This window comes from Rhizobacter sp. Root404 (genome assembly GCF_001425865.1).
Classification (GTDB): Bacteria; Pseudomonadota; Gammaproteobacteria; order Burkholderiales; family Burkholderiaceae_C; genus LMDS01.
The window spans coordinates 1,390,804-1,417,760 of record NZ_LMDS01000005.1; the positions used below are offsets into that span (position 1 = coordinate 1,390,804).

Genomic DNA, 26,957 nt, shown 5'->3' on the forward strand with positions numbered 1-26,957 from the left:
TCGCGTCCGGCGCGGCGCGCGCTGCGCGCCAGCGTCAGAAGATCGAGTTGCTGTTCGGCAGCGTGCTGGCGAAGCCGTTCGAGCGCGAGGGCACCCGGTCATGCTGGCTTTGCGGCACCGTGGACGTGACCGCCCGCCGATGGGCCAGCAGCTCCTGCTGCGAGATCGGCCGCGTCTCGCCGAACAGCGAGGGTTTGAACGCGATCTCGCGCTCGCGGTCGTCGCTGGCCCACAGCAGCAGCGCGCGGGCCGACATCGGCTTGGCGAACAGGTAGCCCTGCAGCTCGTCGCAGCCCATCTTGATCAGCAGGTCGCGCTGGCTCTCGGTCTCGACCCCCTCGGCAACGACCTTCAGGCCCAGCGCGTGCGCCAGGCGGATCACCGCGTCGACGACGGCGCGTGCGTCGGCACCGGTCTCGATGTCCATCACGAAGCTGCGGTCGATCTTGAGTTCCTCGGCCGGCAGCTTGCGCAGGTAGCCCAGGCTCGAATAGCCGGTCCCGAAATCGTCGATCGACAGGTGCACGCCGGCCTCGCCGAGGCGCTGGAAGGTGACCTGCGTGGCACGCGTGTCCTCCATCGCGACCGACTCGGTGATCTCGCAGGTCAGCAGCGACGGATCGATGCGGTGCCGTGCCAGCGCCGTCGTGATGCGCTCGACCAGGTCGTCCTGGCGCATCTGGAAGGCCGACAGGTTGATCGCGACGCGCATGCGCAGGCCCTTGTCGCGCCACGCCCGGGATTGCCGGCAGGCGTCCTCGATGACCCAGTTGCCGAGCGTGCCGATCAGGCCGAAGCGCTCGGCCACCGGGATGAACGTGGCCGGGCCGATCATCCCCTTGGTCGGGTGCTTCCAGCGCAGCAGCGCCTCGGCCGCGGTGACCCGGCCGGACAGCGCGTCCACTTTCGGCTGGTAGAACAGTTCGAGTTCGTTGTTCTCGAGCGCCAGGCGCAGGTCGCGCTGCAGGTCGAGCTGCTCGTGCGCATCGGCCTCCATGCTCGGCTCGAAGAAGCAGTAGCACGCGCCACCCGAGCGCTTGGCCGCGTACATCGCGGCATCGGCGCGCGCGATCAACTTCGGCTGCGCGCCGCCATCCGGATAGAACACGATCCCGATCGAACACGAGATCACCACCTCGCGGCTCCCGATCGAATACGGCTCGCTCAGGGTCGCCAGCATGCGCGTGGCGACCTGCGCCGCGTTCTGCTCGTCGACCTCGCCTTCGAGCAGCATCAGGAATTCGTCGCCGCCGACGCGGGCCATCGTGTCTGCCGAGCGCGAGATCCGCCGCAGCCGGTCGCCGACCTGGCGCAGCACCGCATCGCCGCTGCTGTGGCCGAAGGAATCGTTGATCGGCTTGAAGCCGTCGAGGTCGATGAACAGCACCGCGAGCCGCTCCCGGGCCTGGTCGGCGCGGCCGACCGCGGCCACCAGCTTGTCCTCGAACACGAGCCGGTTCGGCAATCCCGTGAGCGCGTCGTGGTATGCGATCTTCTGCAGGTCGGAGTTCGCCTGGCGCAGCGAACGCTCGAGGCCGTCGGCCCGCTCGGCGAGGTGGCGCTCGATGCGCGACATGAAGCGCACCACCGACAGCGACACCGCGGCCGCGATGCCCGCGAGCCAGCCGGCATGCGGGCTCGGCAGTCCGGGCATGGCGTCGGGTGCGCCGAACGAGACGTCGTCGCCCACCACGAGCCACAGGAAGGCGGCGAACGCGACCCCTGCGGCGGGCCCGGCCCAGCGCGCGCGGCGCTCGGACCATCGCAGCAGGCCTTCGCTGGCCAGCAGGTACGCGACCAGCGTCAGGCTCGCGCCGATCAGGGTCAGGTCGAGTGGCCAGCTCTGCGACCACAGCGGTGCCCAGGCGTTGACAGGCTGCAGCGACACCAGCATCAGGCTGCTCGACACCAGCACCCCGAGCGCGAGGCCGGCGCTGATGCGCAGCCAGCCGCGCCAGCCGGGCAGCGCGATGGAGACCGCGGCGAAGACACCGAACGCGGTGCCGACGCTCACCAGCCAGGACGCGAGCATCAGTGCGCCGTCGTGAGACAGGTCGAGCGCCCCATGGCGCGCCAGCAAGGTCATCAGCAAGGCCGCCGACAGGCTGGTGCCCCATGCCGCCGCGCCACCCAGCAGCCAGCCCCAGGGGCTGGCGTGGCGCTTGGTGCGGGCGCGCCGCACCAGGTCGAGCGCGACGAAGGGGAGGTACAGGCACAGCGCCATGACCCCCGCATACAACGCGCTGCGCATCCAGTTGTCGTCCATCGAACATCCTCTCCGACAACGTCGCTGCGGGGCGACGAACCCGTGGCGGAACCGAGCGATGGACGCTCGGACCGGTGATCCGGGTTTATCGACGGGCGGTCCGTCGACTTGATGGAAATGTTTCCCGACTGCAAGAGACCGGGGGATTGCGCGGCTAAAGTATCGCCAGCGCCAACCGATAGGCAGTGAACCATGCAAGACCTCACCGCATTGCTGTTCGCCATCCTCGCCATCGCCGTGACGGCCATCGCGTCGCGCTGGTGGTACCGCCGCGAGCGGCTGCGGCTCGAGAGCAAGCTCGGCCGCGTCAATGCGGACCGTGACGTGTTGCACGAACAGGTCAAGAAGGCCCGCGAGCAGGTGGCGCAGCTTCAGAAGGAGCTGTCCGCCCGGCGCCAGGCTGCCACGGCCCTGACCAAGGCCGCACCGACCGCGGCGGTCCATGCGCCGATGCCGACCGGTCCCGCGGCGAATGCGCTGGCCGGCGGGCTGCTGTTCGAAGCGCCGCAACTCGCGGCACACGGTTTCGCCGACACGCAACCGTTCAGCGAGAGCACCTTTCCGGGATTGCGCCCGCGCCCCTGATCACCTGTCGCAGCACGCCGAAGGCGCCCTGACGATGCGCAAGCTGTTGCCGCTTCTCCGGTTCCCGCTGACGTTGCTGCGCGCTGCCGCGCCGACGCCGCCCAAGGGCCCCAAGCCGCCGGAACTGATGACCGACTCCGACTGGGTGCGCCATCGCGCGCCCCGCCGCCACCGTGACGAGGTGCTGTCGGACGCCGCCGTGGCCTGGCTGGCGCGTCTGCCGGACGACTTCCGGCCCGACCTGTTGGCCGCACGCTACCCGCGCATCGCCAACCGCATGGCGCTGCTGTGGCGCGATCCGGGCCTGATCGAGGAGTACCTCGACGACCTGCTGGTGGCACGGCGGCCGAATCGCCAGGGTTTCGCGCCGGAGGTGGCGAGCGATCTGCGGTCGCTGCAAGTCCTGAACGAGCACCGCCTCTACGGCGCCGGCGATCAGGACGACCGCGCGGCCTGAGCCGCCGATGGCGCCGCCATCAGGCGCAGCATCAGCTCGATCCGCGCCTTCGTGGGCGTCAACGCACCGGCAGACGGGAAAGCAGTGTCGCCCGAGTCGATGATCCGCCCGTCGAGGCAGCGCGTGCTGCGCCAGACCGACACGCCTGCGTCCTGGGCTGCTGCCAGCGCCCGCTCCAGGCGCTCGTGCACGCTGCCGTTGCCGGTGGCCGCGACGACGATGCCGCGCGTGCCGGCGGCACACAGCGCGGCAACGATCGCGCCGCTCGCGCCGGCATGGCTGGTCACGATCTCGACCGCCGGCCACGCGCCCGCATCGGCGGGCAGCTGTGCCGCGCCGACCAGCGACGGCTCGCATGGCCACTCGCGGAACCGCCGCAGAACGCCCTCCTCCACCACGCCCAGCGGCCCCGCATCGCCCGACGCGAACGCGTCGAGCCGGTAGGGATGCACCTTGCGCACGTCAGCCGCGGCGTGCAGGCGACCCGCCAGCAGCGCCGTCACGCCGCGGGCGCCGGGGGTGCGCGCCACCGTGACCGCGTCGAGGAGGTTTTGCGGGCCGTCCGCCTGCAGCGCGGTCGCGGGCCGCATCGCCGCGGCCAGCACGATCGGCCGGGCCGGTGCCAGCGTGCGCTGCAGGAACCAGGCGGTCTCCTCGAGCGTGTCGGTGCCGTGGGTGATGACGATGCCCGCCACCTCGGGCCGCGCGAGGTGGTGTGCGCAGCGCAGCGCCAGCGTGTGCCAGACCGCGTGCGTCATGTCCTTGCTGTCGAGTTGCGCGATCTGCTCGGCCTCGATCGGTGCACCGGCCAGTGCCGGGACCGCTGCCAGCAACTGCGCGACGCCCCGCTGCGCGGCCACGTAGCCGACGTTGTCCGTCACCTCGCTCGCCGCGCCGGCGATGGTGCCTCCGGTCCCGAGCACCACGACGATGGACGATTCGTTTTGCATTTTTGCGTCAGCTGGATGAAAATACAGGTACTGGATGGATCGTCAGCACCGCTCAGCCGTGCCGGCGGCGCATCCGCTTCAAGGACGCCCAGTGTACGAACCGCCCAAGCTCACCGATCGCCAGCAGCAGATCCTCGACCTCGTACAGAGCGCGATCGAGCGCACCGGCGCCCCGCCGACCCGCGCCGAGATCGCCAGTGAACTCGGCTTCAAATCGGCCAACGCGGCCGAAGAACACCTGCAGGCACTGGCGCGCAAGGGCGTGATCGAGCTGGTCGGCGGCACGTCGCGCGGCATCCGGCTTCGCTCCGAGACGCTGCGCCAGCTCAACCAGCAGCGCGGCAAGCAGTTCGCGCTGCCCCTGCCGAGCCTGGCGCAGCTCACGCTGCCGCTGATCGGCCGCGTCGCCGCCGGCAGCCCGATCCTCGCGCAGGAGCACGTCGACCAGACCTACCTGATGGAGGCCAGCATGTTCCCGCGCCGGCCCGATTACCTGCTGAAGGTCCGCGGCATGAGCATGCGCGACGCCGGCATCATCGACGGCGACCTGCTCGCGGTGCAGCGCGCCAAGGACGCCAAGAACGGCCAGATCGTCGTGGCACGGCTGGGTGACGAGGTCACCGTCAAGCGATTCCGGCGCACCCGTACCGGCATCGAGCTGATTCCCGAGAACCCCGATTTCCAGACCATCGTCGTGCCCACCGGCGGCGCCGATGCAGGCGAGTTGCAGTTCGAGCTCGAGGGCCTGGCGGTCGGGCTGATCCGCAACAACATGATGCTGTGAGATGGCTGCTGCGACCGTGATCAAGTCACCCAAGGCGGCCAGCGCCGCCGAGTGCGCGACGCTGGAGCAACTGCCCAACATCGGGCCGTCGCTCGCGGCCGACCTGCGCTCGATCGGCATCGCCCGGCCGGCCGACCTGCGCGGGCAGGATGCCTACGCGCTCTACCGCAAGCTGTGCACGGCGTCCGGGCAGCGCCAGGATCCGTGCGTGCTCGACACCTTCATGGCCGCCGTCGATTTCATGAACGGGGCCGCCGCCGCGCCCTGGTGGCGTTACACGCCGCAGCGCAAGGCGCAGTTCGGGCAACTCTGACGGTTCAGCCCTTCGGCGCGCCCAGGAAGTCCATCTTCCCGATCTCGACGCCGTTGTGACGCAGCAGCGCGTACGCCGTCGTCGCGTGGAAGAAGAAGTTCGGCAACGCGAAGTGCTTCAGGTAGGCCTCGCCCTTCATCACGATCGGGCCGGTGCGGCGCGGCAGCGTCACGTCCTTCTCCTCGGTGCCGTCGATGCTGTCGGCGGGCACCGACTTGACGAACTCGATGGTGGCGGCGATGCGGGCGCGCAGGTCGGCCAGGGTCTTCTCGCTGTCGTCGAACTTCGGTGCGTCGACGCCGGCCAGGCGGGCCATCAGGAACTTGGCGGTGTCGCAGCAGATCTGCACCTGGGTCGTGAACGGCAGCATGTCGGGGGCCAGACGCGCCGCCAGCAGGACCGCGGGGTCGAACTTCTTCGCGGTCGCGTGGGCCTCGGCCTTGTCGAGCCAGGCCGACAGATTCGTGAGCATCGTGACGAAGATCGGCGCGCTGGCCGAGTGCATGGTGATCGACATGGGTCTGTCTCCAGGGTCGTGGACAAGGGAGCGGGCATGCTACAGGCCTTCTTGCGGCCGTGCACAATCGGGTCCGACACAGGCATCGACGGACCCTCCCGACCTCGTGAACATCATCATCCTCGACGATTACCAGGACGCGGTGCGCAAACTCAAGTGCGCGAGCGTGATGGAGCAGCTGAACGCCAAGGTCTTCACCAACACCGTCAAGGGCATCGGCCAGCTCTCGGTGCGTTTGCGCGATGCGGACGTGCTGGTGCTGATCCGCGAGCGCACCCAGTTCCCGAAGCAGTTGCTCGAGAAGCTGCCCAAGCTCAAGCTGATCTCGCAAACCGGCAAGGTCGGCTCGCACATCGACGTGGAGACCTGCACGCGCATGGGCATCGCGGTGGCCGAGGGCGTCGGCTCGCCGGTCGCGCCGGCGGAGCTGACCTGGGCGCTGATCATGGCGGCGATGCGCCGCCTGCCGCAGTACATCGGCAACCTGAAACACGGCGCGTGGCAACAGTCGGGGCTGAAGGCGGCGTCGATGCCGCCGAACTTCGGCCTCGGCATGGTGCTCAAGGGCAAGACGCTGGGCATCTGGGGCTACGGCAAGATCGGCCAGATGGTGGCCGGTTACGGCCGCGCCTTCGGCATGCACATCACGGTGTGGGGCAGCGAGTCGGCGCGCGAGCGCGCCACGCGCGACGGCCATGTCGCGGCACCGAGCTGCGAGGCTTTCTTCGAGGCCTGCGACGTGCTGACGCTGCACCTGCGGCTGCATGACAGCACGCGCGGCGTCGTCAAGCTCGACGCGCTGTCGCGCATGAAGCCGACCGCGCTGCTCGTGAACACCTCGCGCGCCGAGCTGATCGAGGAAGGCGCGCTGGTCTCGGCGCTGAACCGCGGCCGCCCCGGCATGGCGGCGGTCGACGTGTTCGAGAGCGAGCCGATCCTGCAGGGCCACCCGCTGCTGCGGCTCGAGAACGCGGTGTGCACGCCACACATCGGCTATGTCGAACAGGACAGCTACGAGATGTACTTCAAGGCCGCGTTCGACAACGTCGTCAACTTCATCAACGGCACGCCGACGAACATCCTCAACCCCGAGGCGCTGAAAGTGATGCGCTGATGCCGGAGTCGTCGCAGCCTGCGGCAGGGGTCCACGCCAGCTTGCGCTGGGCGCTGATGTTCGGCAACTTCGTGATCGGCTGCGGCGTGATGTCGGTGGCCGGCACGCTCAACGACATCGCGCGCTCGCTGGACGTGTCGGTCGCGCTCGCGGGCCAGCTGATCGCGATCGCGGCGGCGACGATGGCGTTCGGCGCCCCGCTGCTGGCGGGCTGGGTCGCGGCCTTCGATCGGCGCCGGCTGCTCGCACTCGCGCTGGTGTGGTACGGCGCGGGTCATGCGCTGAGCGCGCTCATGCCGAGCTACGCAGCCCTGTGGCCGGTGCGCGCCGTCACGATGCTGGCCGCGGCGGTGTTCACGCCGCAGGCCGCCGCAGCGATCGGGTACATGGCCGCGCCGCATGAACGCGGCCGCGCGATCACCTTCATCTTCCTCGGCTGGTCGGTCGCCTCGGTCGCGGGGCTGCCGATGTCGGCCTGGATCGGCGAGACCTTCGGCTGGGAGGTGGCGTTCGCGACCGTCGCGGCGCTGTCGATCGTCGCGGCCGCCTGGGTCTTCGCGGTGATGCCCGACGGTGTGCGCCCGGCCGCCCTGTCGATGCGCGCCTGGAAGGACGTCTTCACCAGCCCCGTGCTGATGGCGATGGTGCTGGTCACCGCGCTCTCGGGCGCCGGGCAGTTCACGCTGTTCTCGTACTTCGCGCCCTACTACAAGCACCAGCTCGGCGCGAGCACCGAGCAGATCACGATGCTGTTGATGTGGTTCGGCGCGTTCGGGCTGGTCGGCAACGTGGTGCTGACGCGCGTGATCGATCGGGTCGGGCCGAACGTGGCGGTGGCGGTGGCGCTGTCGCTGATCGCCGTCTCGCTGCTGCTGTGGCCGCTTGGCAGCACGCTGGTCGGCACCGCGGTGATCCTGATCCCGTGGGCGCTGGGCTGCTTCTCGTCGAACTCGACCCAGCAGGCGCGCCTGGGCATGGCGGCGCCGGCGCTGGCTCCCGCGCTGATGGCGCTGAACACGTCGGCGATCTACCTGGGTCAGGCCGTCGGCGCGTCGAGCGGCGGCTGGCTGATCTCGCATGGCGGTTATGCGCCGTTGAACTGGTGGGGTCTGGCCTGGTTGCTCGCGGCGATCGGGTTGAGCCTGTGGGCCGGCAGCCGCAAGGTGGCGTTCGCATGACACCGGCCACGGGCGCGCTGCAGGACGGCACCGACGTTGCGGTGCCGCAGTCGCTCGGCGAGTTGTTTCTTGCGTTCAACCGGCTCGCGTTGCAGGGTTTCGGGGGCGTGTTGCCGGTGGCGCAGCGCGAGCTGGTCGAGCGCCGCAACTGGTTGACCAAGGACCAGTTCGTCGAGATGCTCGCGATCAGCCAGGTGCTGCCGGGCCCGAACGTCGTCAACCTGGCGCTGATGTTCGGCGACCGCAGCTTCGGCACGCGCGGTGCGATGGCCGCGCTCGGCGGAATGCTGATGGCCCCGATGGTCATCGTGCTGGCGCTGACGGCGCTCTACGTGCGCTTCGACCAGTACCCGATGGTGACCGGCGCGCTGCGCGGCATGGGCGCGGTCGCGGCGGGGCTGATCCTGTCCACGGGGCTGAAGCTGCTCGGCACGCTGCGCCGCAACGCGATGGGATTGCCGATCTGCCTGGGCTTCGGCGCGCTCACGCTGATCGGCACCGCGTGGCTGCGGATTCCGCTGGTGTGGGTGATCGCCGGGCTCGGCTCGGTCGCGATCGTCGTCGCGTGGTGGCGGCTGAAGGCGGCGCGATGAAGCTCGACGCGACCGACCTGTTCGGCCTGTTCACCCATTTCCTGATCCTGAGCCTGCTCGCGGTCGGCGGCGCGATCACGACGGTGCCCGACATGCACCGCTACATCGTCGTCGAGCATCACTGGTTGACGGACGCCCAATTCACCGCGTCGATCGCGATCGCGCAAGCAGCGCCCGGGCCGAACGTGTTGTTCGTCGCCGTGCTCGGCTGGAACGTGGCCGGGCCGCTGGGCACGCTGGCGACGATGACCGGCATCCTGGTGCCATCGACGGTGCTGTCCTTGTGGGCCACGCGCTGGGGCGCGCAACGGCGCGAGACGCGCTTCGTGCGCGCCTTCACCGCCGGGCTGACGCCGCTGACGCTGGGCCTGCTGCTCGCGACCGGCTGGGTGCTCGCCGAACCCTACCTGCGCGACCCGGCGCACCGCTGGGGCGCGCTCGCGCTGATCGTCGTCAGCATCGTCGTGATGCTGCGCACCAAGCTCAGCCCGATGTGGTTGGTCGCGCTCGGCACCGTGGCCGGCGCACTCGGCTTCGTTTGAGGCCGGCCGGCGATCCTTCAGCCGAGCGCGCGCTCGACCACGCCGGGCAGTGCGCGCAGGTCGTCCACCACCGCACTCGGCAGCTCCGACCAGTCGCTGGACGCGTTCGCCTCGTGCGTCGCCGCGACCAGCACGTCGGCCCCGCCGTCGGCCGCTGCGCTGACCATCAGGCTCAACGGCATGGCCGGCCGCGAATCGGCCTCGTTCATCACCACCAGCGTGCCGCCGATCGACGAGGCCAGCACGAGCACCGGCGGCGCGCCGGCCACCCGCGCCAGGACCGACAGCCCGCGGTCGCGCGCCGCCAGCTCGATGCGCTGCAGCGTTTCGCTCACATCGTAGCGACTGTGGCGCAGCAGGCGCAGCGCATGGCTGCGTTCCGATTCGGAAGCGCCGCGCAGCGGAATCATCGCGGCCATCACGACGGCCAGGCTGCCGGTCATCCACAGGCGGAACGGGCGAGGCAGGATGATGTTCTTCATGCGGACAGCCTAGGGGCGACCTGTGACGGCCGCAAGACATGTCGCGTCAAGATTGGTAAAAGTTCAACCCGCGGGTCGACCGCGGGGCATCACTTGGTGCCGAAGATCTTGTCGCCCGCGTCGCCCAGGCCGGGGATGATGTAACCGATCTCGTTCAGGTGGCTGTCGATCGACGCGGTCCAGCAGCGCACGTCCGGGTGCGCCTTGTCGAGTGCGGCCACGCCCTCGGGCGCCGCGACCAGCACCAGCGCGCGGATGTCCTTGCAGCCGCGCTGCTTCAGCAGATCGACGGTCGCGATCATCGACCCGGCGGTCGCGAGCATCGGGTCGATGATCAACGCGGTGCGTTCGTCCAGCTTGCCGACAAACTTCTCGAAGTAGTTCTCGGGCTGCAGGGTCTCGTGGTTGCGGCTGAGGCCGACGACGCTGACCTTGGCGCTCGGGATCATGTCGAGCACGCCGTCGAGCATGCCCAGGCCGGCGCGCAGGATCGGCACGACCGTGACCTTCTTGCCGCTGATCCGCTCGATCTCGGCCGGGCCGCTCCAGCATGCGATCGTCGTCTTCTCGAGCGGGAAATCGGCGGTCGCCTCATACGCGAGCAAGCGCGCGAGCTCGTTCGTCAGCTCGCGGAACTTTTTCGTGGAGATGTCGTTCTCGCGCAGCAGGCCGACCTTGTGCTTGACCAGCGGATGCTTGACGTCGATCACCGGCATGGATGGTTCTCCTTCACGACTTCTTGAGGCGCTGGCGCACCGCTTCGTACAGACACAAGCCGCTGGCGACCGACACGTTCAGGCTCTCGACCGCACCGGCCATCGGCAGGCGGACCAGCTCGTCGCAGGTCTTGCCGGTGAGCTGGCGCATGCCGCTGCCTTCGGCGCCGAGCACCAGCGCGACCGGGCCGGTCAGGTCGAGGTCGTAGAGCGAGCGCTGCGCGTCGTCCGAGGTACCGATGATGCGGATGTCGCGCTCCTTCAGCTCATTCAAGGTGCGTGCCAGGTTGGTGACCATGAAGTACGGCACCGTGTCGGCCGCGCCGCTCGCGACCTTCGCGACCGTCGCGTTGATGCCGACCGCGTGGTCCTTCGGCGCGATCACCGCATGCGCGCCGGCGCCGTCGGCCACGCGCAGGCAGGCGCCGAGGTTGTGCGGGTCGGTGATGCCGTCGAGCACCAGCAGCAGCGCCGGGCCGTCGACGGCGTCGAGCGTGTCGTCGAGCGAGTTGCTGATCGACAGCGCCTCGACCCGCGCGGCGACGCCCTGGTGGCGCTGCGAACCGCTGAGCTTGGCCAGGCGCTCGTCGTCGCTGTCGACCAGCTTGACGCCGGCCTCGCGGGCGCGCTCGACGAACTGGCGCATGCGCTGATCGCGCCGCGAGGCGTCCACATGCACCTCGAGGACCGACCGCGGCGCGGACTTCAGTCGCACGGTCACCGCGTGGAAGCCGAACAGGACTTGCTTTCCCTTTGTCATTCGCCGATGTTACGGCCTACGATCGCGCCATGGACGCCACGCCCTCGCTCCGCACCGAATGCTGCATCGCCGGCGGTGGCCCGGCCGGGCTGATGCTGGGCTTCCTGCTCGCGCGGGCCGGTGTCGACGTGATCGTGCTCGAGAAACACCTCGACTTCCTGCGCGACTTCCGCGGCGACACGATCCACCCGTCCACGCTGACCGTGCTCGACGACCTCGGGCTGCTCGAGGACTTCCTGAAACTGCCGCACGACGAGGTGACGGAGCTGGTCGGCGATGTCTACGGCGAGTCCGTCACGATCGCCGACTTCACCCACCTCGACGCGCCGCGGCCGTTCATGGTGCTGGTGCCGCAATGGGACTTCCTCGATTTCATCGCGGATCGGGCGCGCGCACTGCCGAATTTCTCGCTCCGCCTGGGCGCGAAGGCGCTGGGCGTGATCGAGCGCCCGGACGACGGCGCGGTGATCGGCGTCAACGTGCAGACGGCCGAAGGCGGCTTCGCGGTCCACGCCGACCTGGTCGTCGCCGCGGACGGCCGCCACACCACGCTGCGCGGGAGCGCCGGCCTGGCAAGCGAGGACCTCGCCGCGCCGATCGACGTGCTCTGGTTCCGCGTCCCGCGCGACCGCGCCGACCCGCGCTCGCAGACCGGGGGCTCGATCCGCCCCGGCGCCCTGCTCGTCACGCTGAACCGCGGCGACTACTGGCAGTGCGCATACGTGATCCCGAAGGGCTCGCTCGCCGCCCTGCAGGCCGCCGGCCTCGACGCGTTCCGCGACCGCGTCGGCGCGGTCGCGCCATTCCTGGTCCCCGGCAGTTCGACGCTGACCGATTGGGACCAGATCAAGCTGCTCAGTGTGCAGATCAGCCGCATGCCGCGCTGGTGGCGCGACGGGTTGCTGTGCATCGGCGATGCGGCGCATGCGATGTCGCCGGTCGGCGGCGTCGGCATCAACCTGGCCATCCAGGACGCGGTGGCTGCGTCGAACCTGCTGACCGAACCACTGCGCGAGAAGCGCCTGACGCCCGAGCACCTGGAGGCCGTGCAGCGCCGCCGCGATTGGCCGGCCCGGGTGACGCAGCGGGCCCAGATCGCGATCCAGAACGAGGTGCTGGCGCCGGTGCTCGCCGGCACCGCGGCGCCCGCCGAGCTGCCGCTGCCGGTGCGGCTGCTGCAACGCTTCGCGGTGCTGCGGCGGCTGCCGGCGCGGCTGGTCGGCATCGGCGTGCGGCCCGAGCGGGTCGAGACGCGGGCCGTGAGCCGACAACCCTAGCGCGTCGGGTACGATCCGCGCCGCCCTTCACCACCGCCGCGCCGGAGCCACCCCATGCAAATGATCTGCCTCGACCTCGAAGGCGTGCTCTTCCCCGAGATCTGGATCGAGTTCTCGAAGCGCACCGGCATCACGGAACTGTCGCGCACCACCCGCGACGAGCCGGACTACGACAAGCTGATGAACTTCCGCATCGGCCTGCTCGCGCAGCACGGGCTGAAGCTGGCCGACATCCAGGACGTGATCGCGGGCATGGGCCCGATGGCGGGCGCGAAGGACTTCCTGGACGACCTGCGCAGCCGCTACCAGGTGATCATCCTGTCCGACACGTTCTACGAGTTCGCGCAGCCGCTGATGAAGCAACTGGGCTGGCCGACCCTGATGTGCCACAAGCTCGAGGTCGATGCCGACGGCTTCGTGCGCCGCCACGTGCTGCGCCAGCCGGACCAGAAGCGCCACGCCGTCAACGCGCTGCGTGGCCTCAACTTCCAGGTGATCGCCGCTGGCGACTCCTACAACGACACCGGCATGCTCGGCGCCGCGCACGCCGGCTTCTTCATCCATCCGCCCGAAGCCATCGTCAAGCAGTTCCCGCAGTTCCCGGTGACACGCAACTATGCCGACCTGAAGTCGGCGATCGACACCGCCGCGCTGCGGCTGCGCGGCGGTTGACCGGCACCGCGACCGTTCAGTCGCGACCGCGGCGGGCGCAGCGGTCGTCGACCAGGCAGCTGCGGTAGCTCGGATCGGTCTTCAGCAGATAGCGCGTTCGCGCCGCGAAGGCCGCAGGGCTTCCCCGGCCCGATGCCGTCGGCAGGACGGCCGGAGACGACCCAATCGCAGGGCTTGGCATACGGCGCGTTGAAGGCCAGGCTGCCCCAGCGCAGCCACGCGGACTCAGCGGCGCAACGTGGAGACCAGCATGAGCGCGCCGATCAGCACCGGTTGGTGCAGCATGTAGAAGCTCAGGCTCCAGCGGCCGAGCGTCGCGAGCGGCGCGAGCGCCGCGGGCAGCGTACCGGTGAGCCAGTCGCGGCGCTGCACCAGCACCCACTGGCCCGCCGCCATGCCCCACCACATCACGCCGAGCCACGGCAGCAGCGGCACGTAGTCCTCGGTGACCGGCTTGCGGGTGACCAGGCCGAGCCCGTTGGTCCAGCGCGTGTCGAAGAAGGGGTGCTGAACGAACTGCGGCAGCAGGATCGCGACGAGCCCGAGCGGCCACAGCCAACGCCCCGCGCCGCCGCTCACCCGCATCACGATCAGCGCAAGCGCGATGCAGTGCAAGACCCCGAAGCTGATGTAGCTGCGCGGGAACATCCACAGCGAACCGATCGTCACCAGCAACGCGCAGCCCGCCACCTGCGCCCAGCGGCGCCAGAAGCGCGGCCAGGGCTGGCGCTGCTCGAGCGCGATCGCCTGGCCGAGCCCGGCGCAGAACAGGAACAGGCTGACGATGCAGCTGCGCTGCAGGGTCCAGAACGGGTCGGCGTAGAAGTTCTGGCGGATGAAGCCGAAGTAGTTCAGGTCGAAGCAGAAATGGAACAGCGCCATCCAGACGATCGCGACCGCGCGCAGCGCGTCGAGGCGGTCGAAGCGCTGGCGCGCGGTTGCGGAAGGTCTCGTCGTCGCGGTCACGCAGGGACGATAGCGCAGCCGCGCTTCAACCCGATGAACTCCAGCGCCGCGAAGGCGAGCACGGTGACGACCTGCAGCACCAGGAAGCCCTCGCCCAACGGCGTGAGGGGCATGGCCGTGCCGACCATCAGCAGGCCGCAATCGATCGCCCAGACCAGGTTCACGACGATCGCGACCCAGATCGCCGCGCGCGGCACGCGGCGCCGCGTCGCGAGCCAGGCTACGTAGGCGGCGTAGGGAAACAGCGCAACGCCGGCCAGCGCCAGCACCGAACCGGGCATGCCGAGCTGGCCGTGCAGCGGGCTCGCGCCCAGCGCCATCACGGCGCCGACCGCGGCGCTGACGAGCGCATCGGCCCACAGCACGCGACGCAGGAAGAGACCAGGTTGAATCGGTTGCGACATGGATGACTCCTGTTGGGGGTTCGCCGCCGATCGCGGCGTGATCAATGCTCGACGGCGCGGGTCACCGAGTCCATGACCCTGCAGGTCATGCGGGTCGCGCCGATGCTGCGCTATCGTCCCGACATGAGCCCCTCTGCCACGCCGCCCGTCGGCACGCAACTGCGCGAATGGCGTCAGCGCCGCCGCCTGAGCCAGCTCGACCTCTCGGTCGATGCCGAGGTCTCGACGCGGCATCTGAGTTGCGTGGAAACCGGCCGCGCGATGCCGAGCCGGGAGATGGTGCTGCGCCTGGCCGACCGGCTCGACGTGCCGCTGCGCGAACGCAACCGGCTGTTGACGGCGGCAGGGTTCGCGCCGATGTACGCGGAACGCGGGCTGGACGACCCGGCGCTCTCGGCCGCACGCGCCGCGGTCGAGCAGATCCTGGAGGCGCACGAGCCCTTCCCTGCGCTCGCGGTCGACCGGCACTGGAACCTGATCGCGCACAACGCAGCGTCCGGCGCGCTGCTCACGATGGGGGTCGCCCCCGAACTCCTGGCGCCGCCGGTCAATGTGCTGCGCGTCAGCCTCCATCCCGACGGCCTGGCCCCGCGCATTCTCAACCTGGCGCAGTGGCGCGCGCACCTGTTCGAGCGCCTGCATCACCAGATCGCCGTGACCGCCGACGCGACACTCGCCGCGCTCGCCGACGAACTCGCCGGCTACCCCGTGCCCGCGCACGACGGCGCGGCCGCCTTCACGCCCCACGCGTCGATCGTCGTCCCGCTCGTCCTCGACACCCCGCTGGGCATCCTGTCGCTGATCAGCACGATGACGGTGTTCGGCACGCCGGTGGAGATCACGCTGTCGGAACTCGCGTTGGAGACCTTCTTCCCAGCCGACGCGGCCACCGCCGAGGCGCTGCGTGCCGCGGCGGCAGCCCGGCGCTAGGTCGGCCTAGCCGACCCAGACCCGCGCGTTCGCGAACATCCGCGTCCACGGGCTCGGGGCGTCGCGCTCGCCCGAAGTCCAGCTCATCTGTACGTTGCGGAACACGCGCTCCGCGTGCGGCATCAGCGCGGTGAAGCGGCCGTCGGCGGTGGTGACCGCGGTCAGGCCGTCCGGGCTGCCGTTCGGGTTGAACGGGTAGGCTTCGGTCGCTGCGCCGAAATGGTCGACGAAGCGCATCGCGCGGTGCACCGACTCCGCGTCGCCGCGCTGCGAGAAATCGGCGAAGCCTTCGCCGTGCGCCACCGCCACCGGCAGCCGGCTGCCGGCCATGTCGGTGAAGAAGATCGACGGGCTGTCGAGCACCTCGACCAGGCTGAGCCGCGCCTCGAACTGCTCGCTGCGGTTGCGCGTGAACTTCGGCCACGCACTCGCGCCGGGGATGATCGGCGCGAGCGCCGCCATCATCTGGCAGCCGTTGCACACGCCGAGCGCGAAGGTGTCGGGGCGGTTGAAGAACGCGGCGAACTGCTCGGCCAGCGCCGGGTTGAACATCACCGAGCGCGCCCAGCCCTCGCCCGCGCCCAGCGTGTCGCCGTAGCTGAAGCCGCCGCACGCGACGAAGCCCTGGAACTGGTCGAGACGCGCGCGGCCGGCCTGGAGGTCGCTCATGTGCACGTCGTAGGTCTCGAAGGCGGCGCGGTCCATTGCGTAGCTCATCTCGAGGTGGCTGTTGACGCCCTGCTCGCGCAGGATCGCCAGCTTGGGCCGCGCCTTGCCGATGAACGGTGCGGCCACGTCGATGGCCGCATCGAAGCTCAGCGACACGTGCAGCCCCGGGTCGTCGACCCGCCCCGCCGCTTCGTGCTCCGCATCCGCGCCGGCCGGGTTGTCGCGCAGCTTCGCGATGCGCCAGGAGACGTCGTCCCAGGTCTGGTGCAGGTCGCGCAGCGGCGCGCTGAACACGGCCTTGGCGTCGCGCCAGACCTCCATCACGCCGCGGTCGTTCGGCTTGCCGATGAAGTGGCTGTGCTTGCTGAGGCCGTGCTCGCGCAGCAGTTGCATCACCTCGTTGCGCACCGCCGTCGGCACCTGGATCACGGCGCCGAGTTCCTCGCTGAACAGCGCGCGCAAGGTGAGCTCGTTGCGGCGCGCGCCGACCTGCGTCGCCCAGTTCTTCGAATCGCCGTACTCGGCGCGGCTGTCGGTGATGCCGTCGCCCTCGGTGACCAGCATGTCCACGTTCAGACTCACGCCCAGGTGGCCGGCAAAAGCCATCTCGCACGCAGCCGCCCACAGGCCGCCATCGCTGCGATCGTGGTAGGCGAGCAGGCGGCCCTGCGCGCGCAACGCGTTGATCGCGGCGACCAGCGCCTTCAGCTGCGCCGGATCGTCGAGATCGGGCACGCCGTCCGCGGCGCGCGAGCCGAACTGACCGAGCACCTGCGCCAGCATCGAGCCGGCCATGCGGTTCCTGCCTTGCCCGAGATCGATCAGGATCAGCGTCGTGTCGCCGGGCTGCAGCTGCGGCGACAGCGTCGGGCGCACGTCGGCCAGCGTCGCGAACGCGGTGACGATCAGGCTGACCGGCGCGGTGACCTGCCTGGCCGCGCCGTCAGCCGACCAGCGCGTGCGCATCGACAGCGAATCCTTGCCGACCGGCACGCTGATGCCGAGCGCCGGGCACAGCTCCATGCCCACGGCCGTCACGGTGTCGTACAGCGCGGCGTCCTCGCCCGGCTCGCCGCAGGCCGCCATCCAGTTGCAGCTGAGCTTGACGCGCGCCAGCTCGATCGGCGCCGCCAGCAGGTTCGTGATCGCCTCGCCGACCGCCATCCGGCCGGAGGCCGGCGCGTCGAGCGACGCGAGCGGCGTGCGTTCGCCCATCGCCATCGCCTCGCCCCGGAAGCCGCTGAAATCGGCCAGCGTGACGGCGCAATCGGCGACCGGCACCTGCCACGGCCCGACCATCGGATCGCGGCTGTTCAGACCGCCGACCGTGCGGTCGCCGATCGTGATCAGGAAGCGCTTGCTGGCCACCGTCGGGTGCCGAAGCACGTCGAACGCGACCTTCTCCAGCACCACGTCGTTCAGGTCCAGCCGCGGCGATTCGCGTTCCACCCGCTGCACATCGCGCACCATCTTCGGCGGCTTGCCGAGCAGCACCTCCATCGGCATCGCGATCGAGCGCTCGCCGCCGGGGCCGTCTTCGAGGATCAGCTCCTTCTCGGCCGTCGTCACGCCGACGACCGCGAACGGGCAACGCTCGCGCTCCGCCATCGCGCGGAAGATCGGCAGCGCCTCGGGCGCGACCGCCATCACGTAGCGCTCCTGGCTCTCGTTGCACCAGATCTCCTTGGGCGCGAGTCCGGTCTCCTCCAGCGGCACCTGGCGCAGGTCGAAGCGCGCGCCCATGCCGGCGCCGTCGACGAGCTCGGGGAACGCGTTCGAGATGCCGCCCGCGCCCACGTCATGGATCGCCAGGATCGGGTTGCTGTCACCGAGCGCCCAGCAGTGGTTGATGACCTCCTGCGCGCGGCGTTCGATCTCGGGGTTGCCGCGCTGCACCGAGTCGAAATCGAGCGCCGCCGCGTTCGCGCCGGCCGCCATCGAGCTCGCCGCGCCGCCGCCCATGCCGATGCGCATGCCGGGCCCGCCGAGCTGGATCAGCAGCGTGCCGGGCGGGAACGCGATCTTCTTCGTCTGCGACGCGGCGATCGAGCCGAGCCCGCCGGCGATCATGATCGGCTTGTGATAACCGCGACGCTGGCCGGCCACGTCCTGCTCGAACACGCGGAAGTAGCCGCCCAGGTTCGGCCGGCCGAACTCGTTGTTGAACGCGGCACCCCCGAGCGGGCCGTCGATCATGATCTGCAGCGGGCTGGCAATGTGCTCGGGCTTGCCGTAAGGGTTCTGCTCCCACGGCTCGTTCGTTCCGGGCAGGTGCAGGTTGGACACGCTGAACCCCGTGATGCCCGCCTTGGGCTTCGAGCCACGGCCGGTCGCACCCTCGTCGCGGATCTCCCCGCCGGCGCCGGTCGAGGCCCCCGGGAACGGCGAGATCGCCGTCGGGTGGTTGTGGGTCTCGACCTTCATCAGCACGTGGACCGGCTCGGTCCGCGCGCTGTACACCGGCGCATTGGTGTAGCCCTGCGGCAGCCAGCGCTCGATCGTGCCGCCTTCCATCACCGACGCGTTGTCGCTGTACGCGACCACCGTGTGCTGCGGGTTCAGCGCCTCGGTGTTGCGGATCATCTGGAACATCGAGCGCTGCTGCGGCACGCCGTCGATCACGAACTGGGCGTTGAAGATCTTGTGGCGGCAGTGCTCGCTGTTGGCCTGCGCGAACATCATCAGCTCGACGTCGGTCGGGTTGCGCTTCAGCCCGCTGAACGCGGCGACGAGGTAGTCGATCTCGTCATCCGACAGCGCCAGGCCGAAGTCGACGTTCGCACTGGCCAGCGCATCGCGTCCTTGCGCCAGAACGTCGACATGCGCCATCGGAATCGCCGGTTGCTCGTCGAACAGGTGGACCGCGTCCTCGCGCGCCAGCAGCACGCTTTCGGTCATGCGGTCGTGCAGCAGCGCCGCCGCGGCCTGGAGTTCGTCCGCGCCGAGGGTCTTCACGCCGCCCAGCAGGCCGCTCTTCAGCGTCAGGCGGTATTCGGTGACCCGCTCGACCCGGCGAATCGCGGCGCCGCAGTTGTGTGCGATGTCGGTCGCCTTCGAGGCCCAGGGCGACACGGTGCCCAGGCGCGGGGCAACGACGATGAGCGTGCCGTCCGTCGGGCCGGCGTAGGCGTCACCGTAGCGCAGCAGGCCGGCGAGCTTGTCGTGCGCGTCGCGCGCCAGTTCCGTGTCGCTCCAGACCCAGTGCACGTGCCGCGCGGCCACGCCACTGATCCGGGCGTTGATGGCTTGCAGCCGCGGCAGCAGCGCCGCGGCGCGGAAGCTGGACAGCGCATTGCCGCCCTCGAAGTGAGACAGGTGCTTGGGGGTGGAAGTCACGCGGCGGGCTCGCTGATGGAGTCATGGCCAGGGCGCTCTCGGGGTCGCCCCGGTGGAAACCCGCGATTTTACGGCCGCGGTGGATAATGCCGCCCCATGACGATCACGATCAAGACTGCTGCGGACGTCGAAGCGATGCGCATCGCCGGCCGCCTCGCCTCCGAAGTGCTGGACATGCTCACGCCGCATGTGAAGCCGGGCGTTTCCACCGAACAGCTCGACCGGCTCGCGCACGACCACATCGTGAACGTGCAGCAGGCCGTTCCCGCGCCGCTGAACTACGCGCCGCCGGGGTACACGCCCTACCCCAAGTCGATCTGCACGTCGATCAACCAGCAGGTCTGCCACGGCATTCCGAACGACCGGCCGCTGAAGAACGGCGACATCGTCAACATCGACGTGACCGTCATCAAGGACGGCTGGCACGGCGACACGAGCCGGATGTTCGTGGTCGGGGAAGGCTCGATCGCGGCCAAGCGCCTGTGCGCCATCACCTACGAGGCCATGTGGAAGGGCATCGTGAAGGTCAAGCCGGGCGTGCGCCTGGGCGACATCGGCCACACGATCCAGACCTTCGCCGAGAACAGCGGTTTCTCGGTGGTGCGCGAGTTCTGCGGCCACGGCATCGGCCAGAAGTTCCACGAAGACCCGCAGGTGCTGCACTACGGCCGCCCCGGCACGCTCGAGGAGCTGGTGCCGGGGATGATGTTCACGATCGAGCCGATGATCAACGCCGGCCGCCGCGAGATCCGCGAGATGGGCGACGGCTGGACCATCGTCACCAAGGACCGCTCGCTGTCCGCCCAGTGGGAACACACGGTGCTGGTCACCGAGACCGGCTACGAGGTGATGACGCTGTCGGCCGGCAGCCCGCCGCCGCCGGCCTTCGTGACCGCCGCAGCCGCAGCGACAGCCTGAGGATCGCGCCGATGGCCGCTGTGCTGGACGCGCCGCCGCCGACGGCCACGAGCGTCACCGACCTGCGCACGCGCTTTCGCGACGGCAAGGCGACGCTGCTGGCGCACTTCCTGGAGGCACGTCCCTCCGCCCCGGCGGCGGCGACCTTGCTGCGCGCGCTCAGCAAGCATGTCGACGAGACCTTGGTGGCGTTGTGGGAGCACGCCGCGATGCCGTCGGGCACCGCGCTTCTGGCCGTCGGCGGCTACGGTCGCGGCGAACTGTTCCCGCAGTCGGATGTGGACGTGCTGATACTGCTGCCGCCGACGGCCACCGGCGATGCGCTGAAGACCTCGATCGAGGCATTCATCACCGCCTGCTGGGACATCGGCCTGGAGATCGGCTCCAGCGTGCGCTCGGTCAGCGAGTGCATCGCGATGGCGAAGAGCGACGTGACCGTCCAGACCGCGCTGCTCGAATCGCGCTACCTGTGCGGCTCGCGGCGCGTGTTCAACAGCTTCCGCGTCGCCAACACCCAGGCGATGGACCCGAAGGCGTTCCTGCGCGCGAAGGCGCTCGAGATGGTGCAGCGCCACCGCAAGTACGAAGACACGCCCTACGCACTCGAACCGAACTGCAAGGAGAGCCCGGGTGGCCTGCGCGACCTGCAGGTGGTGATCTGGGTCGCGCGCGCCGCGGGTCTGGGCAAGACCTGGGCGGCGCTGGCCGCGAAGGGCCTGATCACGCCGTTCGAAGTCAAGCAGCTGAACCGCAACGAGGGGCTGCTGAAGCTGATCCGCGCGCGCCTGCACGCGATCGCCGGCCGCCGCGAGGACCGGCTGGTGTTCGACCTGCAGACCGCCGTCGCCGAGAGCTTCGGCTACCACGGCACGCACGGCCAGCGCGCGTCCGAGGTGCTGATGAAGCGCTACTACTGGGCGGCGAAGGCGGTCACCCAGCTGAACCAGATCCTGATGCTCAACATCGAGGAGCGGATCGAGGGTTCGCAGGACGCCCCGATGCGCCCGATCAACGCCAAGTTCCTGGAACGCGGCGGCATGCTAGAGGTGGCGAGCGACGACCTCTACCAGCGCGACCCGCATGCGATCCTCGAGACCTTCCTGGTCTACCAGCAGACGGTCGGGCCGAAGGGCCTGTCGGCGCGCACGCTGCGGGCGCTTTACAACGCGCGCGACCTGATGGATGCGAAGTTCCGCCACGACCCGGTGAACCGCGCCACCTTCATGAAGATCCTGAAGTGGTCCGGCGGCCAGACCCACGTGTTCCGGCTTATGAACCAGACCAGCGTGCTGGGCCGCTACCTGTGGGTGTTCCGCCGCATCGTCGGGCAGATGCAGCACGACCTGTTCCACGTCTACACGGTCGACCAGCACATCATCATGGTGGTGCGCAACGTGCGGCGCTTCTTCATCCCGGAGCATGCGCACGAGTACCCGTTCTGCTCGCAGCTCGCGTCGAGCTTCGACCGGCCCTGGGTGCTGTACATCGCCGCGCTGTTCCATGACGTGGCCAAGGGCCGCGGCGGCGATCACTCGGAGCTCGGCGCCGTCGAGGCGCGCCGCTTCTGCAAGGACCATGGCGTCGTCGGCGAGGACGCCGCGCTGATCGAGTTCCTGGTCGAGGCGCACCTGACGATGTCGCGCATCGCTCAGAAGGAAGACCTCTCCGACCCGGACGTGATCGAGGCGTTCGCCAAGCTCGTGCACGACGAGCGCACGCTGACCGCGCTGTACCTGCTGACCGTGGCCGACATCCGCGGCACCAGCCCGAAGGTCTGGAACGCGTGGAAGGGCAAGCTGCTCGAGGACCTGTACCGCCTGACGCTGCGCGCGCTCGGCGGCGCGCGGCCGAACATGGACGCCGAGGTCGAGGCGCGCAAGCTCGAGGCGCGCCAGATGCTGAACCTCGCGTCGTTCGCGCCGGGCGTGCAGCATGAACTTTGGAACACGCTGGACTTGAGCTACTTCGCGCGCCACGATGCGGCCGACATCGCCTGGCACACGCGCTCGCTGATCGGCCACGTGCAGACGCCCACGCCGGTCGTGCGGGCGCGCGTCTCGCCGCTCGGCGAGGGCCTGCAGGTGCTCGTCTACGCGCGCGACCAGCAGGACCTGTTCGCGCGGATCTGCGGCTACTTCGATGGCGCGGGCTTCAACATCCTCGACGCCAAGGTCCACACCACGCGCATCGGCTATGCGCTCGACACCTTCCAGATCAGCGGCTCGAGCTACGAGACCCACTACCGCGACCTGATCCTGTTCGTCGAGAACCAGCTGACGCATGCGCTCGCCGAGACCGGGCCGCTACCCGAGCCGGGGCGCGGACGAATCTCGCGGCGCGTCAAGTCGTTCCCGATCACGCCGCGCATCACGCTGCGGCCGGACGAGCGCGCGCAGCGCTGGCTGCTCGGCGTCTCGGCGAGCGACCGCTCCGGCCTGCTGTTCTCGATCGCCAGGGTGCTCGCGCGCCACCACATCAACCTGCAGCTCGCGAAGATCACGACGCTCGGCGAGCGGGTCGAAGACACCTTCCTGATCGACGGGCCGGCGCTGCAGCAGAACCGCGTGCAGCTGCAGATCGAGACCGAGTTGCTGGACGCGCTCGCGTCCTGAGCGGTCGAGGCCGACCCCACGATGCTCCTGTCCATCAACGCGGCCGACGCGATCGCGCGGCTCGACGAGTTCGACACGCTGATCGACGCGCGCTCCGAGAGCGAGTTCGCGCTCGACCGCCTGCCCGGTGCGGTCAACTGGCCGTCGTTGACGGATGCGCAGCGCATCGTCGTCGGTACCGAGTACGTGCAGCAGTCGCCGTTGCTCGCGAAGAAGCGCGGCGCCGCGCTGGTGGCGCGCAACATCGCCGACCACATCGAGCGCGAGGTGTTCGACAAGCCCAAGGACTGGCGACCGCTCGTCTACTGCTGGCGCGGCGGCTCGCGCAGCGGCTCCTTGTCGCTGGTGCTCGACCAGATCGGTTTTCGCGTGCACAAGCTCGAGGGCGGCTACCAGGCCTATCGGCGCGCCGTGATCGCCGCGCTCGAGGTGCTGCCCGCCGGCCTGCAGTACCGGGTGATCTGCGGCAGCACCGGCGCCGGCAAGAGCCGATTGCTGCAGGTGCTGCGCGCCCAGGGCGCGCAAGTGCTCGACCTGGAAGCGCTGGCCAACCACCGCGGCTCGGTGCTGGGCCTGGTGCCCGGCAGCCCGCAGCCGGGGCAGAAGCAGTTCGAATCGCGGGTGTGGGACGCGTTGCGCACGTTCGATCCGGCGCGGCCGGTGTATGTCGAGAGCGAGAGCAAGAAGGTCGGCGACCTGCGAGTGCCGCTTGCCCTGATCGAGCGGATGCGCGCATCGCCGTGCCTGCGCCTGGACCTGTCGCTCGACGCACGCGTCGCGCTGCTGCTCGAGGACTACGGGCACTTCGTTACCGACACGGCCGCGTTCTGCGAGCGGCTGGATGCCCTGCGCGCGACGCGCGGCCACGACGTCGTCAATGCCTGGCAGGAGGCCGCGCGCGCCGGGTGCACGCCGGTTGTCGTGCGTGACCTGCTGGTGCAGCACTACGACCCGATCTACGCCCAGTCGATGAAGCGCAACTTCGCCGGCGTGACCGCCCTGCTCGCCGATCTGGAATGGGACGGCGGCGAGGCCTCGCTGGAAGCCGCCGCGGCGCGCGCGATCGCGGCCGGCTGACCGGAGCCCTTACAATCACGTCTTCACCCGTCATTGGGGAGTAGCCGCCTCGCATCGCCACGATGCAGGGCCTGCGTCAACACACTTGGCCGCCACGGCCATGGCGCAGGCAGCTGATCCAGCCTGGCAAGACCTTTGACCGCGCGGACCCGGCACGACCGGCGGGACCGTGTGGTCATCCGTCTGCTGCACCGGTCCTGGAGAATCCCTGTTGGAAGCATTCCTCGTCTCGACCGGCGTCGTCGCGCTCGGTGAAATGGGCGACAAGACCCAGTTGCTCGCAATGCTGCTCGCGGTCAAGTTCCGCAAGCCCGTCCCCATCATCCTCGGCATCCTCGTGGCCACGCTGCTCAACCACGCCACGGCGGGGCTGGTCGGCGGCTGGATCGCGCAGGCGCTCGGCCCGCAGATCCTGCGCTGGGTCATCGGCGTGTCGTTCATCGCGATGGCCGGCTGGATGCTGATCCCCGACAAGATCGACGACGATGAATCGACCGCGCTGCGCTTCGGCGTGTTCGGCACGACGCTGATCGCGTTCTTCCTCGCCGAGATGGGCGACAAGACGCAGATCGCGACGGTCGCGCTGGCCGCGCGCTACCAGGACCTGGTGGCAGTGGTGGCAGGCACCACGCTCGGCATGATGATCGCCGACGTGCCGGCGGTGTTCGTCGGCGACCGGTTGGCGAAGAAGGTGCCGATGAAACTGGTCCACGGCATCGCGGCGGCGATCTTCCTGGTGCTGGGGGTGGCGACGCTGCTCAACGTCGGCCACCTGTTCTGACTACCCCATGTGCAGGCCGCCGTTGACCGAGAAATCGGCCCCGGTGGCGAAGCCGGATTCGTCCGACGCGACCCACGACACCATCGACGCGATGTCGCCCGGCGTGCCCAGGCGCTTGACCGGGATGCCGGCGATGATCTTGTCGAGCACGTCCTGGCGGATCGCCTTGACCATGTCGGTCGCGATGTAGCCCGGGCTCACGGTGTTGACCGTCACGCCCTTGCTGGCCACCTCCTGCGCCAGCGCCATCGTGAAACCGTGCATGCCGGCCTTGGCGGCGGAGTAGTTGGTCTGGCCGAACTGGCCCTTCTCGCCGTTGACCGAGCTGATGTTGATGATGCGGCCCCAGCCGCGGTCGACCATGTCGTCGATGACCTGCTTGGTCACGTTGAACAGGCTCGTCAGGTTGGTCTCGATTACCGCGTCCCAATCGGCACGGCTCATCTTGCGGAACATGCCGTCGCGCGTGATGCCGGCGTTGTTGACCAGCACGTCGATCGCGCCATGTTCGGCCTTGACCTTCTGAAAGGCCGCGACCGTCGAATCCCAGTCGCCGACATTGCCGACCGACGCATAGAACGTGAAGCCGAGCGCGGCCTGCTCGCCGATCCACTTCGCGTGGTCGCGGCTCGGGCCGCAGCCAGCGATGACCTTGAAGCCGTCCTGGTGCAGCCGCTGGCACATGGTGGTGCCGATGCCGCCCATGCCGCCGGTGATGTACGCGATCTTCTGACTCATGATGTGATTCCCTGTGATTTCCAATGACGGCGCCGCACGCGGGGCCGTTGCCCGCGTGCGGCGCGCCAGCGCGTGCTGCGCCGGTGAGGTGGTGGCAGGCGACGAGGCGCCCGGCGGAATGCTTCGCCGTGCGCTCAGCGCTCGACAGTCAACGCAACGCCCATGCCACCCCCGATGCACAGCGAGGCGATGCCCTTCTTGGCGTCGCGGCGTTGCATTTCGTGCAGCAGCGTCACCAGGATGCGGCAGCCGGACGCACCGATCGGGTGCCCGATCGCGATCGCGCCACCGTTGACGTTGACCTTGCTCGTGTCCCAGCCCATCTCGTTGTTGACGGCACAGGCCTGTGCCGCGAAGGCTTCGTTGATCTCGAGGAGGTCGAGGTCCTGGGCCTTCCAGCCGGCGCGCTGCAGCGCCTTCTGCGAGGCCGGCACCGGGCCCATGCCCATGATGCTCGGGTCGAGCGCGACGGTGGCGTAGCTGGCGATGCGCGCGAGCGGCTTCAGTCCCAGTTGCGCGGCCTTGGCGGCCGTCATCAGCACCACGCCGGCGGCGCCGTCGTTCAGGCCCGAGGCGTTGCCGGCGGTCACGCTGCCGGCCTTGTCGAACGCGGGGCGCAGACCGGCCAGCGCGTCGGCGCTGGTCTTCTTGTTGATGTACTCGTCGGCCGCGAAGACGATCGGGTCGCCCTTCTTCTGCGCGATGCTGAACGGCACGATCTCGTCCTTGAACTTGCCGGCTTCCTGGGCCGCGGCCGCCTTCTGCTGCGAGGCGAGCGCGAGCGCGTCCTGCTTCTCGCGCGAGATGTCGTACTTCTTCGCGACGTTCTCGGCGGTGATGCCCATGTGGTACTTGTTGTACACGTCGAACAGGCCGTCGACGATCATCGTGTCGACCATCTTCCAGTCGCCCATGCGCATGCCTTCGCGCGAATTCGGCAGCACGTGCGGGGACATGCTCATGCTCTCCTGGCCGCCGGCGATCACGATCTCGGAGTCGCCGTCGCGGATCGCCTGCGCCGCCAGCATCACGGCCTTCAGGCCCGAGCCGCAGACCGCATTGATCGTCAGCGCCGGAACGCTTTGCGGCAGGCCGGCCTTGATGACCGTCTGGCGCGCCGGGTTCTGGCCGGAGCCGGCCGTCAGCACTTGGCCGAAGATCAGCTCGTTGATCTGGTCGCCCGACAGGTTGGCGCGACGCAGCAGGTCTTGGACGACGGCGGCGCCGAGCTCAGGCGCGGGGGTCTTGCCCAGCGTGCCGCCGAACTTGCCGACTGCGGTGCGGGCGGCGGCGACGATGACGATGTCGGTGGTCATGGAA

General features: G+C 69.5%; 26 protein-coding genes and 1 riboswitch. Of the genes, 15 read left to right on the plus strand and 11 right to left on the minus strand.

Annotation, left to right across the window (positions count from 1 at the left end; genetic code table 11):
• Nucleotides 1-34: 34 nt before the first annotated feature.
• On the minus strand, nucleotides 35-2,266 hold the full coding sequence (locus tag ASC76_RS20520) for a bifunctional diguanylate cyclase/phosphodiesterase (RefSeq protein ID WP_056470730.1): 2,232 nt from the start codon (nucleotides 2,264-2,266) through the stop codon (nucleotides 35-37).
• A gap of 192 nt (nucleotides 2,267-2,458) precedes the next feature.
• On the opposite strand from ASC76_RS20520, the gene ASC76_RS20525 reads away from it, so the two are divergent.
• Both ASC76_RS20525 and ASC76_RS20530 read left to right on the plus strand, forming a co-directional pair.
• Nucleotides 2,459-2,851 carry a hypothetical protein gene (locus ASC76_RS20525; protein ID WP_056470732.1) on the plus strand — a complete coding sequence of 131 codons (393 nt, stop codon included), beginning with the start codon at nucleotides 2,459-2,461 and terminating at the stop codon, nucleotides 2,849-2,851.
• Between the two features lie 34 nt (nucleotides 2,852-2,885).
• Nucleotides 2,886-3,308 (plus strand): hypothetical protein, encoded by a 423-nt coding sequence (locus ASC76_RS20530; protein WP_056470735.1) that lies wholly within the window; start codon nucleotides 2,886-2,888, stop codon nucleotides 3,306-3,308.
• Here the strand turns inward: ASC76_RS20530 and ASC76_RS20535 are convergent.
• Nucleotides 3,287-4,258 (minus strand): asparaginase, encoded by a 972-nt coding sequence (locus ASC76_RS20535; protein WP_056470736.1) that lies wholly within the window; start codon nucleotides 4,256-4,258, stop codon nucleotides 3,287-3,289. The genes ASC76_RS20530 and ASC76_RS20535 overlap by 22 nt on opposite strands.
• A 91-nt stretch (nucleotides 4,259-4,349) precedes the next feature.
• Here ASC76_RS20535 and lexA point away from each other — a divergent pair, with 91 nt between their 5' ends.
• Together lexA and ASC76_RS20545 are read left to right on the plus strand one after the other, a co-directional pair.
• Nucleotides 4,350-5,042: a transcriptional repressor LexA gene (gene lexA, locus ASC76_RS20540; protein WP_056470740.1), complete on the plus strand. Its 693-nt coding sequence runs from the start codon at nucleotides 4,350-4,352 to the stop codon at nucleotides 5,040-5,042.
• A 1-nt stretch (nucleotide 5,043) separates the two neighbouring features.
• Nucleotides 5,044-5,355, plus strand: a complete 312-nt coding sequence (locus ASC76_RS20545; RefSeq protein WP_082549319.1) for a helix-hairpin-helix domain-containing protein — start codon at nucleotides 5,044-5,046, stop codon at nucleotides 5,353-5,355.
• 4 nt (nucleotides 5,356-5,359) lie between these two features.
• Here ASC76_RS20545 and ASC76_RS20550 read toward each other — a convergent pair whose 3' ends face one another.
• On the minus strand, nucleotides 5,360-5,872 hold the full coding sequence (locus ASC76_RS20550) for a DUF1993 family protein (RefSeq protein ID WP_056470742.1): 513 nt from the start codon (nucleotides 5,870-5,872) through the stop codon (nucleotides 5,360-5,362).
• Nucleotides 5,873-5,978: 106 nt separating this feature from the next.
• Here ASC76_RS20550 and ASC76_RS20555 point away from each other — a divergent pair, with 106 nt between their 5' ends.
• The 4 genes from ASC76_RS20555 to ASC76_RS20570 are packed head-to-tail and all read left to right on the plus strand — an operon-like array spanning nucleotide 5,979 to nucleotide 9,299.
• Nucleotides 5,979-6,986: a D-2-hydroxyacid dehydrogenase family protein gene (locus ASC76_RS20555; RefSeq protein ID WP_056470745.1), complete on the plus strand. Its 1,008-nt coding sequence runs from the start codon at nucleotides 5,979-5,981 to the stop codon at nucleotides 6,984-6,986.
• Complete coding sequence (locus ASC76_RS20560) at nucleotides 6,986-8,164, plus strand: MFS transporter (RefSeq protein ID WP_056470748.1); 1,179 nt, start codon at nucleotides 6,986-6,988, stop codon at nucleotides 8,162-8,164. Before ASC76_RS20555 ends, ASC76_RS20560 begins: the two co-directional genes overlap by 1 nt.
• Entirely contained in the window at nucleotides 8,161-8,757 is a 597-nt protein-coding gene (locus tag ASC76_RS20565) for a chromate transporter (protein ID WP_056470750.1), read from the plus strand. Before ASC76_RS20560 ends, ASC76_RS20565 begins: the two co-directional genes overlap by 4 nt.
• Entirely contained in the window at nucleotides 8,754-9,299 is a 546-nt protein-coding gene (locus ASC76_RS20570; protein ID WP_056471229.1) for a chromate transporter, read from the plus strand. The genes ASC76_RS20565 and ASC76_RS20570 overlap by 4 nt, the downstream gene beginning before the upstream one ends.
• Before the next feature lie 17 nt (nucleotides 9,300-9,316).
• Here the strand turns inward: ASC76_RS20570 and ASC76_RS20575 are convergent, their stop codons facing one another.
• The 3 genes from ASC76_RS20575 to rlmB form a co-directional block, all read right to left on the minus strand.
• On the minus strand, nucleotides 9,317-9,781 hold the full coding sequence (locus ASC76_RS20575) for a hypothetical protein (RefSeq protein WP_056470753.1): 465 nt from the start codon (nucleotides 9,779-9,781) through the stop codon (nucleotides 9,317-9,319).
• An 89-nt stretch (nucleotides 9,782-9,870) separates the two neighbouring features.
• Nucleotides 9,871-10,497, minus strand: coding sequence for a uracil phosphoribosyltransferase (gene upp / locus ASC76_RS20580; protein ID WP_056470756.1), 627 nt, complete (start codon nucleotides 10,495-10,497; stop codon nucleotides 9,871-9,873).
• A 13-nt stretch (nucleotides 10,498-10,510) separates the two neighbouring features.
• The gene (gene rlmB / locus ASC76_RS20585) at nucleotides 10,511-11,257 is read right to left on the minus strand and encodes a 23S rRNA (guanosine(2251)-2'-O)-methyltransferase RlmB (protein WP_056470759.1); all 747 of its coding nucleotides are present in this window, start codon (nucleotides 11,255-11,257) and stop codon (nucleotides 10,511-10,513) included.
• Nucleotides 11,258-11,286: 29 nt separating this feature from the next.
• On the opposite strand from rlmB, the gene ASC76_RS20590 reads away from it, so the two are divergent.
• Both ASC76_RS20590 and thrH read left to right on the plus strand, forming a co-directional pair.
• Nucleotides 11,287-12,534, plus strand: coding sequence for an FAD-dependent oxidoreductase (locus ASC76_RS20590; RefSeq protein WP_056470764.1), 1,248 nt, complete (start codon nucleotides 11,287-11,289; stop codon nucleotides 12,532-12,534).
• 54 nt (nucleotides 12,535-12,588) lie between these two features.
• A complete protein-coding gene (gene thrH / locus ASC76_RS20595) occupies nucleotides 12,589-13,206 on the plus strand; it encodes a bifunctional phosphoserine phosphatase/homoserine phosphotransferase ThrH (RefSeq protein ID WP_056470768.1) in 618 nt (205 codons plus the stop codon).
• Nucleotides 13,207-13,431: 225 nt separating this feature from the next.
• Here thrH and ASC76_RS20600 read toward each other — a convergent pair whose 3' ends face one another.
• Complete coding sequence (locus ASC76_RS20600) at nucleotides 13,432-14,172, minus strand: DUF1624 domain-containing protein (RefSeq protein WP_056470771.1); 741 nt, start codon at nucleotides 14,170-14,172, stop codon at nucleotides 13,432-13,434.
• Entirely contained in the window at nucleotides 14,169-14,576 is a 408-nt protein-coding gene (locus tag ASC76_RS20605; protein WP_082549320.1) for a hypothetical protein, read from the minus strand. Before ASC76_RS20605 ends, ASC76_RS20600 begins: the two co-directional genes overlap by 4 nt.
• 72 nt (nucleotides 14,577-14,648) lie before the next feature.
• On the opposite strand from ASC76_RS20605, the gene ASC76_RS20610 reads away from it, so the two are divergent.
• A complete protein-coding gene (locus ASC76_RS20610) occupies nucleotides 14,649-15,506 on the plus strand; it encodes a helix-turn-helix transcriptional regulator (protein WP_082549321.1) in 858 nt (285 codons plus the stop codon).
• Nucleotides 15,507-15,512: 6 nt separating this feature from the next.
• Here the strand turns inward: ASC76_RS20610 and purL are convergent, their stop codons facing one another.
• Nucleotides 15,513-19,511 (minus strand): phosphoribosylformylglycinamidine synthase, encoded by a 3,999-nt coding sequence (gene purL, locus ASC76_RS20615; protein ID WP_056470776.1) that lies wholly within the window; start codon nucleotides 19,509-19,511, stop codon nucleotides 15,513-15,515.
• Between the two features lie 96 nt (nucleotides 19,512-19,607).
• Between purL and map the strand changes: the two genes are divergently transcribed.
• The 4 genes from map (at nucleotide 19,608) to ASC76_RS20635 (ending at nucleotide 24,899) form a co-directional block, all read left to right on the plus strand.
• Nucleotides 19,608-20,429 (plus strand): type I methionyl aminopeptidase, encoded by an 822-nt coding sequence (gene map / locus ASC76_RS20620; RefSeq protein ID WP_056470779.1) that lies wholly within the window; start codon nucleotides 19,608-19,610, stop codon nucleotides 20,427-20,429.
• Between the two features lie 11 nt (nucleotides 20,430-20,440).
• Nucleotides 20,441-23,041, plus strand: a complete 2,601-nt coding sequence (locus ASC76_RS20625) for a [protein-PII] uridylyltransferase (protein WP_056470782.1) — start codon at nucleotides 20,441-20,443, stop codon at nucleotides 23,039-23,041.
• A 21-nt stretch (nucleotides 23,042-23,062) separates the two neighbouring features.
• Nucleotides 23,063-24,118 carry a tRNA 2-selenouridine(34) synthase MnmH gene (mnmH, locus tag ASC76_RS20630; RefSeq protein WP_056470784.1) on the plus strand — a complete coding sequence of 352 codons (1,056 nt, stop codon included), beginning with the start codon at nucleotides 23,063-23,065 and terminating at the stop codon, nucleotides 24,116-24,118.
• A gap of 23 nt (nucleotides 24,119-24,141) precedes the next feature.
• Nucleotides 24,142-24,306: riboswitch (yybP-ykoY riboswitch) on the plus strand.
• 23 nt (nucleotides 24,307-24,329) lie between these two features.
• Nucleotides 24,330-24,899 carry a TMEM165/GDT1 family protein gene (locus ASC76_RS20635; RefSeq protein ID WP_056470787.1) on the plus strand — a complete coding sequence of 190 codons (570 nt, stop codon included), beginning with the start codon at nucleotides 24,330-24,332 and terminating at the stop codon, nucleotides 24,897-24,899.
• Here the strand turns inward: ASC76_RS20635 and phbB are convergent, their stop codons facing one another.
• Together phbB and ASC76_RS20645 are read right to left on the minus strand one after the other, a co-directional pair.
• Complete coding sequence (gene phbB, locus ASC76_RS20640) at nucleotides 24,900-25,637, minus strand: acetoacetyl-CoA reductase (RefSeq protein ID WP_056470789.1); 738 nt, start codon at nucleotides 25,635-25,637, stop codon at nucleotides 24,900-24,902. It lies immediately after the preceding gene.
• A 134-nt stretch (nucleotides 25,638-25,771) separates the two neighbouring features.
• Nucleotides 25,772-26,953 carry an acetyl-CoA C-acetyltransferase gene (locus ASC76_RS20645; protein ID WP_056470792.1) on the minus strand — a complete coding sequence of 394 codons (1,182 nt, stop codon included), beginning with the start codon at nucleotides 26,951-26,953 and terminating at the stop codon, nucleotides 25,772-25,774.
• Nucleotides 26,954-26,957 lie beyond the last annotated feature (4 nt).